Below are 9,378 nucleotides of genomic sequence, written 5' to 3'. Positions count from 1 at the left end.
CATTCAACATTCGTGTGCCTGACCTTCCGCTATCGCTGGCAAGCCAGCTCCCACAGGGGCCGAGGGTGATTTTAGCGGTTGTATTTCAGGCGGCGATGGCCGGGCGCATCGGGGGTTTTTGCTTTTCCGGAATCGCGCCAAACAACGCCTTCTGCACCGCCTGCTGCGCTTCGAACGCCAGTGCCGCACGCTCGCGGCCCTGACAGGCGATCGGCTTGAGCAGATGCACTTCAACATCGGCGCAATCATTGCTGAACAGCCGCATCAGATGCGACAGCAGATCATCGTCACCAATGAACGGCGCCAGCGCGTCGATGTCGCCATTGCGCAGATAACGGATCGCCACCGGTTGCAGCATCACCTCCGAATCAATCGCCGCCGACAGCAGGCGACCATGAAAGGTGCGCAGCGAACGCCCATCGGTGGTGGTGCCTTCCGGGAACATCAGCAACGGATGTTGCGTTTGCAGGTGACGGGTCATCTGTTTGCGGATCAACTGGCTATCACCCGAGCCGCGACGGATGAACAGGCTGCCTGCCTTGGCCGCCAGCCAGCCAGCCACCGGCCAGGTGCGCACTTCGGCCTTGGACAGAAACGACAGCGGCGTGAGCATGCCCAGCAGTGGAATGTCAGTCCATGACACATGATTGCTGACCCACAGCATCGGCTGCTGCGGCAACTCGCCGTGCACCGTTACGCGAAAGGGCAGGGCATTGCTCAAACGTGCCATGAAGAAACGCGACCAGCGCTGCCGACGTTGCATCGAGTGCGCCAGGCCCAGACGTTCGAATATGCCGAACACGCTGGCCATGGTCAGGCCCAGCGTCACCACCAGCAGCACCCGCGCGATTCGCGCGTACACGCGCAGCCGGCTCATCACACGGCCGCCTTGAAGTGCTTGGCGTAACGCGGGCAGAGTTCGTCGCGCTTGAGCAGGATGAACACGTCGGCGACCTGGAAGTCTTCGTCCCAGCACGGCTCGCCGCAGATCTTCGCACCCAGGCGCATGTAGGCCTTGAGCAGCGGCGGCATTTCGGCGATCACGTTCGACGGAATGTCTAGCGACGGCAACGGATTTTTCGGTTCGGCGCGCAGGTGTTCGGTGCACAGGTAGCGTTCGCGCAGACGCTGCATGATCGCGTGAGCCTGCACGCCGCCGTCCTGCATCGGGATGCTCGCGCAACCCATCAGGTAGCTGTAGCCGCCCTGATTCAGCACTTCGGCCAGTTCCCCCCAGAGCACGGCGATGGTGCCGCCGTTGCGGTAGGCCGGATCGACGCAGGTACGGCCGATTTCGAGGATCGGACCTTGCAGGTGCGCCAGTCCGTGCAGGCTGAATTCTTCTTCGCTGTAGAACTTGCCCAGGCTGCTGGCGGCGGTGTGATCGAGCAAGCGGGTGGTGGCGACCAGACGCCCGGTGTTCAGGTCACGCACGCCGATGTGGCTGCAGTGAACATCATAGTCATCCATGTCCAGACCCAGTTCCGCGCCTTTCAGCTTGGCGTTGAATTCGCCGCTGAAGACGCTGAAGCGCAAGGCCTGGGCTTGCTGCAAGGCCTCGGCGCCGATCAGGCGTTCGGCTTGCAGGCGGCGTTCATTGCCGGTGTCGCTGATGCGGGCGATCTGAGTCATTTGAATCTCCGTACGGGCCTTGAACCCGTCGTGGGTTGCAGCCGATCGACTTTCTTTATGCAGCCATGTTGTGCAAAGTCAGGCTATGTAGCCCCGGTGTCATCGCCATGAACGTTTGGTGATGCTTGTATGACAGCCCACAAGGAGCCTCTTATGCCCTGGCCCAGCCTGCTCGAAAGCCCTGAACGCCTGCCCGCCGTCGCTGATCTGGCGGAAGGTTTCGCCACGTTGTTGCATCAACTGGGCAACGTGACGCCATTCGAACTGGCGGTGGCCGGAGGGCGGCGCATGGCGACGCCGGGGCTGGCGTTTCTGGTGGGGTATCAGGCGGCGTTGCGCATGCTTTGGCCGAGCGCGCCGCCGAGTCTTGGCGCGTTGTGTGCGACCGAACAGCGCAGCCTGCGCCCGGCGGACATGCAGACCCGTCTCAGCGATTTGCGCCTGAGCGGGCGCAAGGATTTCGTCACCGCCGGGGATGCGGCGGACTGGCTGTTGATCGCCGCGCGCAGTGAAGAGCCCGGTGAAAAACCGCGTCTGAGTCTGGCGGTGGTCTATCCCGGCGAGCCCGGCGTGCGTGTGGAAAAGCTCCCGGCGCTGCCGCTGATGCCGGACATCAGCCACGGTCGTCTGCACCTGGACGGCGCGTTGTGCGAGTTGCTCGCGGGGGATGGCTGGGATGCTTATGTGAAGCCGTTCCGCAGCCTGGAAGATGTCTATGTGCTGAGCGCGATGACCGCGTGGCTGTATGGCGTCGGTCAGGACAGTGGCTGGTCGCAGCCGCTGCTGTTGCGTTTGCTGGCGCTGCTGGCCGGCTGTGCGGAAGCGAGTCGCCAGCCGCCGAACAATCCGGCCGGACACGTGTTGCTGGGCGGGTTGTTTGCGCAGTTTGATGCGCTGAAGAACGAGATCGATCAGGCGTTGGCCGAGGGCAACCCGGAGTGGGCGCAGATGTGGCAGCGTGATCAGTCGGTGATGCAATTGGCGGCCGCCGCGCGGGCCAAGCGCTTGGCCAAAGCCCTGCACATTACGCTGTAGGAGCTGCCGCAGTGATCGGGAGATTGTCATTTTTCTGGGCCATGATCTTTGCACCCGTCCGTTGAGATTTTTCCATGATCAAAGGCCTGTCCCTGTTCCTGCTGCTGATCAGCTTCACGGTCCAGGCCGAGCAATGGCCGGATGAACAATGGCCAACGGGCGCAAAAAACAGTGGCGCAGCAGTCGAGGCATTAGAGGCCTACGCCTTCCCACCCCGCGACGACGACACCCGCCAGGGCATCCGCACCGACGCCTTGCTGGTCATTCGCGACGGTCAGGTTATCTACGAACGCTATGCCGGTCCGACCCGTGCCGAAACCCCGCACCTGACCTGGTCGATCAGCAAGAGTCTGATGGCCACGGTGCTTGGCGTGGCGTATGGCGAAGGCTTGTTCAAACTGGATGATCCCGTTTCAAAGTTTTATCCGGCGTTGGAAAAACACCCGGCGATCACCATGGCGGACCTGCTGCACTGGGCTTCCGGTCTGGACTGGCAGGAGGATTACGAATACGCCCCGCTGAAATCCTCGGTGGTGGCGATGCTCTACACCCGTGGGCAGCGCGACATGCCCGCGTTCACCGCCGATCACGACGCCTACGCGCCGCCGGGGCAGGCGTTCCGTTATTCCAGTGGTGACAGCAATCTGCTGGCGGCGGCGCTGAAGAACATGGTCGGCCCCGAGCGCTATCCCGACTACCCGTGGACGGCGCTGTTCGAGCCGTTGGGCATTCGCCATGCCGTGTGGGAAACCGATGCCGGCGGCACGTTTGTCGCGTCCTCTTACGCGTATCTCACCGCCCGTGATCTGGCGCGGGTTGGCCTGTTGATGCTGCGCGACGGACGTTGGCGCGACCGGCAATTACTGCCCAAGGACTGGATCGCCTTCAACCGTGAGCCATTTGCCGGCTACAAGGCGCATCAGGACGAAGCGGTGCCCGGCGGCCAGTGGTGGCTCAATCGCCCGGCGGATGGCGCCGCCGCGCCATGGCCCGACGCGCCGCCCGACACCTTCGCCGCCCTCGGTCATTGGGGGCAGGCGCTGTATGTAATCCCCAGCGAGAAACTGCTGATCGTGCGTTACGCCGATGATCGCGACGGCAGCTATCGCCACAACGAATTGCTCAAACGCGTGCTCAAGGCGGTGCAGCCATGAAGCTGTTGAAGCGGGTGTTGCTGCTGGCGCTGATCGTGCTGCTCGGCTGGATCTGGCTCGAACGCGACAATCTGTGGGCGTTCCCCGACATCATCAGTGCGTACACGGCCAAGGAATATTGTTCGTGTCGCTACGTGATGAACAACCAGGCTGAATATTGTCGGGGTTATGTGAAACAGTGGCTGCCGACCAGCGGTTTTACCGATGACAGCGCGAGCAAAACCGTCACCGTCAGTGGCATGGGCCGCAGCAACCGCGCGCAGTGGCTGGGTGAACGGCAAGGTTGCCGCCTCAATCCTCAAGTCAATAGATAACCCCGTGGGAGCTGGCTTGCCAGCGATGACGGTGTATCAGTCAACAGAGAGATAGCCTGTCCCGACGCTATCGCTGGCAAGCCAGCTCCCACAGCAGGTTTCACCAATCGATAGATTTGCGGCGATCAGTTTGCAATAACGGCGTGGGCGGTTAAGGTTCGTGCAGGTTTATCGCCCCCACGAGTATTCAATGTTCAACCGCTCCCTCTATAAAGCCTTCGCCAGTCTGCTGCTGGCCGCCGCCGCGCTGCCGGCGCAGGCCAACTGGTATCTGGATGGCGAGTCGTCGCGGCTGTCGTTCGTCAGCACGAAAAACGCCCACATTTCCGAAGTGCAGCGCTTCCTGGTGTTGCACGGCAAGGTCGATCCGGATGGCCGCGCTGAAGTCGAAGTCGAGCTGGATTCGATCAACAGCGGCATCCCCCTGCGCGACGAGCGCATGCGCAAGGAGCTGTTCCAGATCGAGCAATTCCCCGAAGCGACCATCAGCACCCGGATCGACCTGCGCCCGATCAACGATCTGGCCCCCGGCGCGCAGCTGGAATTGCGTTTGCCACTGACCGTCAACCTGCACGGCAAGCAACATGAATACCCGGCGCAGTTGCTGGCAACCCGCCTCGATGACCGGCGGTTTCAAGTGGTGACCCTGGAGCCGCTGGTGATCAATGCCGAGGATTTCGATCTGGTGCCGGGCCTGGAAACCCTGCGTAACCTCGCTGGCCTGTCGGCCATCAGTCTGTCGGTGCCGGTGGGTGCGGTGCTGATTTTCACGGCGCGCTGACATGCGCGGCGCGGTGTTCCCGTGGCGGGACGGCAACCGCTTCGAACTGTTGATTGACGGCCCGCAATTCTTCCCGCGCATGCTGGTGGAAATTGCCCGCGCCGAAGAACAGGTCGAACTCGAGTTGTATCTGGTGGAGGCGGGCGCCTGCGCCGAAGCCGTGGTGCAGGCGCTGGTGCAGGCCGCCGAGCGCGGGGTGCGGGTACGCTGCCTGTTCGATGACTACGGCAGCCTCGCGTTTACCCTGCACCTGCGTCAGCGCCTGATCAAGGCCGGGGTTGAACTGCGTTTTTACAATCGCCTGAGCTGGCGGCGTTGGGTCGGCAACTTTTATCGCGATCATCGCAAACTGTTGCTGGTTGATCAGCGTCTGGCGGTGGTCGGCGGCACGGGTGTCACCGATGAGTTCTGGACGCCGGGTCAGGACAGCAGCGAATGGCATGAAGTGATGGTGGAAATCAGCGGTCCGCTGGTGCTCGACTGGCAAGTGCTGTTCGACCGTCAATGGATCGCCAATCGCCATCGTCGGGCCTGGAAACCTTCGGCGCATGTCGGCCTGCCACGCTTGCCCAAGGTCCCGGACATGGGCGAGGGCATGGGCCGCGTGGCCTACGCCGATGCCCGCCAGCATCGCGACATTCTGCAGTCGCTGTTCCGCGCCTTGAACAGCGGGCAGAAACGCATCTGGATGGCCACGCCTTACTTCCTGCCGACCTGGAAAATCCGTCGCTCGCTGCGCAAGGCCGCTGCCCGTGGTGTCGACGTCCGGCTACTGCTCACCGGGCCGCGCACCGATCACCCGTCGGTGCGTTACGCCGGTCATCGTTACTACCCACGCCTGCTCAAGGCCGGGGTGCAGATCTTCGAATATCAGCCGTGCTTCCTGCACCTGAAAATGGTCTTGGTGGACGAGTGGGTGAGCATCGGTTCGTGCAACTTCGATCACTGGAATCTGCGCTTCAATCTGGAGGCGAATCTGGAGGCACTGGATCCGTCGTTGACGGCAGCGGTGGTGCAGAGTTTCGAGAAGGACTTCGGCCTGAGTCAGCAGGTCAGTCTGGAGGAGTGGCAGCGCCGGCCGCTGTGGCGGCGGGTGAAGCAGCGGATCTGGGGCTGGGTGGATCGGCTGGTGGTCAATATTCTCGATCGCCGCGGCTAGCAGTCACACCCGTAACACTGTGGGAGCTGGCTTGCCAGCGATGGCGGCCTGACAGTCAACTGAGATGTTGAATGTGCTGGCCTCATCGCTGGCAAGCCAGCTCCCACAGGTTTTTGCATAGGGTTTCAGGTGTTACAGCAACTCAAAGCTCTGCTGTGTCACATCCTGCGAATCCAGGCCGATCTGCACGTTGAACTTGCCAGGCTCGGCCGCGTACTTGAGCTGGGCGTTGTAGAACTTCAGGTCATCCTCGGTGATGGTGAAGTGCACGACTTTCTGTTCGCCGGCCTTGAGCATGATTTTCTGGAAGTTCTTCAGTTCTTTCACCGGGCGAATCATCGAGCCGGTGACGTCCTGAATGTACAGCTGCACCACGGTTTCGCCGTCACGTTTGCCGGTGTTTTTCAGGGTGACACTGGCGTCGAGCTTGCCGGTGGCGTTCAGCGTGGTTGACGACAGCGCCATGTCGCTCAGGGCGAATTGGGTGTAGCTCAAGCCGTAACCGAACGGGAACAGCGGGCCCGTGGTGTCATCGAAATACTGCGAGGTGTAGTTGCCCGGTTTGCCCGGCGTGAACGGCCGGCCAATGCTCAGGTGGTTGTAGTAGGTCGGGATCTGGCCCACGGAGCGCGGGAAGGTCACCGGCAGTTTGCCCGACGGGTTGTAGTCGCCGAACAGCACGTCGGCGATGGCGTTGCCGCCCTCGGTGCCGCTGAACCAGGTTTCCAGAATTGCATCAGCCGACTGGTTCTCTTCGAGAATGGTCAGCGGCCGGCCGTTCATCAGCACCAGTACCAGCGGTTTGCCGGTGGCTTTCAGGGCACGGATCAACTCGCGCTGGTTTTCCGGGATGTTCAGGTCGGTGCGGCTGGAGGACTCGTGGGACATGCCACGGGATTCGCCAACGGCGGCGACGATCACGTCGGCGTCCTTGGCCGCTTTCACCGCTTCGTCGATCAACACGTTGGCCGGACGCGGGTCATCGACCACTTCCGGGGCGTCGAAATTGAGGAAGTTCAGGTAATCCAGAACCTTCTTGTCGCTGGTGATGTTGGCGCCACGGGCGTAGATCAGGTTGGCCTTGTCGCCCATCACCGAGCGCATGCCGTCGAACAGCGTGACCGATTGCGCCGGCTTACCGGCCGCCGCCCAACTGCCCATCATGTCGATCGGCGCCTTGGCCAATGGACCGACCAGCATGACTTTCGCGTCTTTCTTCAGCGGCAGGGTGTCGTTCTGGTTCTTCAACAGCACCAGGCTGCGACGTGCCACGTCACGGGCTTCGGCGCGGTGCAGACGGCTTTCGGCGTAGGTGTCGGCCGGATCATCCTCGGCCTTGCCGATACGCAGGTACGGGTCCTTGAACAGGCCCATGTCGTACTTGGCGGCGAGTACTTCGCGCACCGCGTTGTCGATGTCTTTCTGTTCGATCTCGCCGGACTTGAGCAGTCCCGGCAGCTCTTTGCCGTACAGGGTGTCGTTCATGCTCATGTCGATGCCGGCCTTGATCGCCAGCTTCGCCGCTTCACGACCGTCGGCGGCCACGCCGTGCTTGATCAGCTCGAAGATCGCGCCGTGGTCGCTGACGGCCAGGCCCTTGAAGCCCCAGTCCTTGCGCAGCAAGTCGTTCATCAGCCAGGTGTTGGCGGTGGCCGGGATGCCGTTGATCGAGTTCAACGCCACCATCACCCCGCCGGCACCGGCGTCGATCGCGGCGCGGTACGGTGGCAGGTAGTCCTGGTACATCTTCACCGGGCTCATGTCGACGGTGTTGTAGTCGCGACCACCCTCGACCGCGCCATACAGGGCGAAGTGTTTGACGCTGGCCATGATGCTGTCGGCGGCGCTCGGGGTATCGCCCTGATAGGCCTTGACCATCACTTTGGCGATGCGCGAAGTCAGATAGGTGTCTTCACCAAAGCCCTCGGAGCTGCGGCCCCAGCGCGGGTCACGGGAGATGTCGACCATTGGCGCGAAGGTGATGTCGAGGCTGTCGGCCGCCGCTTCCCTGGCGGCAATACGCCCGGACTGGCCGATGGCGCCCATGTCCCAGCTCGAGGCCAGGGCCAGCGGAATCGGGAAAATCGTACGATGACCGTGGATCACGTCGTACGCAAAAAACATCGGAATCTTCAGGCGACTGCGCATCGCCGCGTCCTGCATCGGACGGTTTTCCGGGCGGGTGATCGAGTTGAACGTACCGCCGATGTTGCCGGCGGCGATCTCTTTGCGGATCAACTCGCGGGGCATTTCCGGGCCGATGCTGATCAGGCGCAACTGGCCGATCTTTTCATCGAGGGTCATTTGCTTCATCAGATTGCTGATGAACGCGTCCTTGTTTTCCAGGGGTACCGGGGTCGTGGCGGCCAATACTTGATGACTGGCCAGGCTGACGAACAGGCCCAGCAAACACAGCTTCTTCATGAATATTTTTCTCGAGGGCCCAAACGGCAATGCAATGCCGGCCAGCCAAAAGTTAGGGAGCGACTATTGTTGTTCGGGTGCAGGCTCAAAATGACCGAGCCAAAAACGCCCGCCGACCCGTCGGCAGCGTTTGCGCAGGGCCTCTTTTTAGCCCATCGGCCCGTTGCAATCCAGTGGCGCGGCCGATTATGCCCCAACCGCCGATGCAGAAGGTTTCACGGTCGGTTTTTTATGAAATACGCCAGGGAGCATCACTTTGATGAATGTCAGTCCAACCTATCGCTCGCGTCTGCAGGTCGCCACGTTACTGGTGCTTGCCACTTTGTTGACCGCATGTGGCATCAACAATATCCCGACCCTCGACGAACAGGCGAAAGCCGCTTGGGGCCAGGTCCAGAACCAGTATCAGCGCCGTGCCGACCTGATCCCCAACCTGGTGGAAACCGTCAGAGGCTACGCCAAGCATGAGGAAGCGACCCTGACTGCCGTGGTCGAGGCGCGGGCCAAGGCGACGTCGATCCAGGTCGATGCCAGCACCCTCGACAACCCGGAAAAACTCAAGCAGTTCCAGCAGGCCCAGGATCAGTTGAGCGGTGCCCTGAGCCGGCTGATGGTGGTGTCCGAGCGTTATCCCGACCTGAAAGCTAACCAGAATTTCCTCGCCTTGCAGTCGCAGCTCGAAGGTACTGAAAACCGGATTGCCGTGGCGCGGCGCGATTTCATTCTGGCGGTGCAGAAATACAACACCGAGATCCGCACGTTTCCCGGGCGCCTCTGGCATAGCGTGATGTACAGCGACCTGCCGATTCGCGAAACCTTCGAAGCCACCACCCCCGGTGCGGAAAAGGCCCCGGAAGTGAAGTTCTGACCCGAGGTTAT

Annotated in this window: 9 protein-coding genes; 6 read left to right on the top strand and 3 right to left on the bottom strand. The window is 61.8% G+C overall.

Annotated elements, in window-relative coordinates:
- Positions 1 to 85 precede the first annotated feature (85 nt).
- Together OC71_RS14830 and olsB are read right to left on the bottom strand one after the other, a co-directional pair.
- On the bottom strand, positions 86 to 877 hold the full coding sequence (locus OC71_RS14830; RefSeq protein WP_041070483.1) for a 1-acyl-sn-glycerol-3-phosphate acyltransferase: 792 nt from the start codon (positions 875 to 877) through the stop codon (positions 86 to 88).
- Positions 877 to 1,632: an L-ornithine N(alpha)-acyltransferase gene (olsB, locus tag OC71_RS14825; protein ID WP_007963187.1), complete on the bottom strand. Its 756-nt coding sequence runs from the start codon at positions 1,630 to 1,632 to the stop codon at positions 877 to 879. The genes OC71_RS14830 and olsB overlap by 1 nt, the downstream gene beginning before the upstream one ends.
- 153 nt (positions 1,633 to 1,785) lie before the next feature.
- On the opposite strand from olsB, the gene OC71_RS14820 reads away from it, so the two are divergent.
- The 5 genes from OC71_RS14820 (at position 1,786) to OC71_RS14800 (ending at position 6,075) form a co-directional block, all read left to right on the top strand.
- Positions 1,786 to 2,667: an acyl-CoA dehydrogenase family protein gene (locus OC71_RS14820; RefSeq protein WP_041070480.1), complete on the top strand. Its 882-nt coding sequence runs from the start codon at positions 1,786 to 1,788 to the stop codon at positions 2,665 to 2,667.
- Between the two features lie 74 nt (positions 2,668 to 2,741).
- Entirely contained in the window at positions 2,742 to 3,821 is a 1,080-nt protein-coding gene (locus OC71_RS14815) for a serine hydrolase (RefSeq protein ID WP_041070478.1), read from the top strand.
- The gene (locus tag OC71_RS14810; RefSeq protein ID WP_041070476.1) at positions 3,818 to 4,135 is read left to right on the top strand and encodes a hypothetical protein; all 318 of its coding nucleotides are present in this window, start codon (positions 3,818 to 3,820) and stop codon (positions 4,133 to 4,135) included. Before OC71_RS14815 ends, OC71_RS14810 begins: the two co-directional genes overlap by 4 nt.
- A 190-nt stretch (positions 4,136 to 4,325) precedes the next feature.
- The gene (locus OC71_RS14805; protein WP_041070474.1) at positions 4,326 to 4,916 is read left to right on the top strand and encodes a YceI family protein; all 591 of its coding nucleotides are present in this window, start codon (positions 4,326 to 4,328) and stop codon (positions 4,914 to 4,916) included.
- 1 nt (position 4,917) lies between these two features.
- Positions 4,918 to 6,075 carry a phosphatidylserine/phosphatidylglycerophosphate/cardiolipin synthase family protein gene (locus OC71_RS14800; RefSeq protein WP_041070472.1) on the top strand — a complete coding sequence of 386 codons (1,158 nt, stop codon included), beginning with the start codon at positions 4,918 to 4,920 and terminating at the stop codon, positions 6,073 to 6,075.
- Between the two features lie 132 nt (positions 6,076 to 6,207).
- On the opposite strand, the gene bglX is transcribed toward OC71_RS14800, so the two are convergent.
- Positions 6,208 to 8,499: a beta-glucosidase BglX gene (gene bglX / locus OC71_RS14795; RefSeq protein ID WP_041070470.1), complete on the bottom strand. Its 2,292-nt coding sequence runs from the start codon at positions 8,497 to 8,499 to the stop codon at positions 6,208 to 6,210.
- Positions 8,500 to 8,758: 259 nt separating this feature from the next.
- Between bglX and OC71_RS14790 the strand changes: the two genes are divergently transcribed.
- Positions 8,759 to 9,367 (top strand): LemA family protein, encoded by a 609-nt coding sequence (locus OC71_RS14790; RefSeq protein WP_007963199.1) that lies wholly within the window; start codon positions 8,759 to 8,761, stop codon positions 9,365 to 9,367.
- The last annotated feature ends 11 nt before the right edge of the window (positions 9,368 to 9,378 follow it).

The sequence above is a fragment of the Pseudomonas sp. W15Feb9B genome (genome assembly GCF_000828175.1).
Lineage (GTDB): Bacteria > Pseudomonadota > Gammaproteobacteria > Pseudomonadales > Pseudomonadaceae > Aquipseudomonas > Aquipseudomonas parakoreensis.
The sequence above is the reverse complement of the archived record's forward strand: the minus strand, read 5'-3'. Positions and strand labels throughout refer to the sequence as shown.

Bases quoted from the DNA above. Each gene is read 5' to 3' on its own strand.
- OC71_RS14830 (WP_041070483.1), bottom strand. From the start codon at position 877: ATGAGCCGGCTGCGCGTGTACGCGCGAATCGCGCGGGTGCTGCTGGTG.
- olsB (WP_007963187.1), bottom strand. From the start codon at position 1,632: ATGACTCAGATCGCCCGCATCAGCGACACCGGCAATGAACGCCGCCTG.
- OC71_RS14820 (WP_041070480.1), top strand. From the start codon at position 1,786: ATGCCCTGGCCCAGCCTGCTCGAAAGCCCTGAACGCCTGCCCGCCGTC.
- OC71_RS14815 (WP_041070478.1), top strand. From the start codon at position 2,742: ATGATCAAAGGCCTGTCCCTGTTCCTGCTGCTGATCAGCTTCACGGTC.
- OC71_RS14810 (WP_041070476.1), top strand. From the start codon at position 3,818: ATGAAGCTGTTGAAGCGGGTGTTGCTGCTGGCGCTGATCGTGCTGCTC.
- OC71_RS14805 (WP_041070474.1), top strand. From the start codon at position 4,326: ATGTTCAACCGCTCCCTCTATAAAGCCTTCGCCAGTCTGCTGCTGGCC.
- OC71_RS14800 (WP_041070472.1), top strand. From the start codon at position 4,918: ATGCGCGGCGCGGTGTTCCCGTGGCGGGACGGCAACCGCTTCGAACTG.
- bglX (WP_041070470.1), bottom strand. From the start codon at position 8,499: ATGAAGAAGCTGTGTTTGCTGGGCCTGTTCGTCAGCCTGGCCAGTCAT.
- OC71_RS14790 (WP_007963199.1), top strand. From the start codon at position 8,759: ATGAATGTCAGTCCAACCTATCGCTCGCGTCTGCAGGTCGCCACGTTA.